The organism is Polaribacter sargassicola (genome assembly GCF_021991835.1).
GTDB classification, from domain to species: Bacteria; Bacteroidota; Bacteroidia; order Flavobacteriales; family Flavobacteriaceae; genus Polaribacter; species Polaribacter sargassicola.
Genome location: NZ_JAHDAU010000168.1, coordinates 1 through 301, shown reverse-complemented (window position 1 = coordinate 301; position 301 = coordinate 1). Strand labels below are relative to the sequence as shown.

Here is a 301-nt window from a genome sequence, read left to right as displayed (position 1 = left end):
GAAATAGCTGGTTCTCTCCGAAAACTATTTAGGTAGTGCCTCAAGTATCACCGACGGGGGTAGAGCACTGTTATGGCTAGGGGGTCATCGCGACTTACCAAACCATTGCAAACTCCGAATACCGTTGAGTGCGAGCTTGGGAGACAGACATCGGGTGCTAACGTCCGGTGTCGAGAGGGAAACAACCCAGACCGCCGATTAAGGTCCCCAAGACATAGTTAAGTGGGAAACGAGGTGGGAAGGCTCAGACAGCCAGGAGGTTGGCTTAGAAGCAGCCATCCTTTAAAGAAAGCGTAATAGC

1 rRNA gene is annotated in these 301 nt (G+C 51.5%); it reads left to right on the top strand.

The annotated features are described in order from the left end of the window. Window positions 1–301: ribosomal RNA gene (locus KI686_RS16340) — 23S ribosomal RNA — on the top strand; the annotation flags it as partial.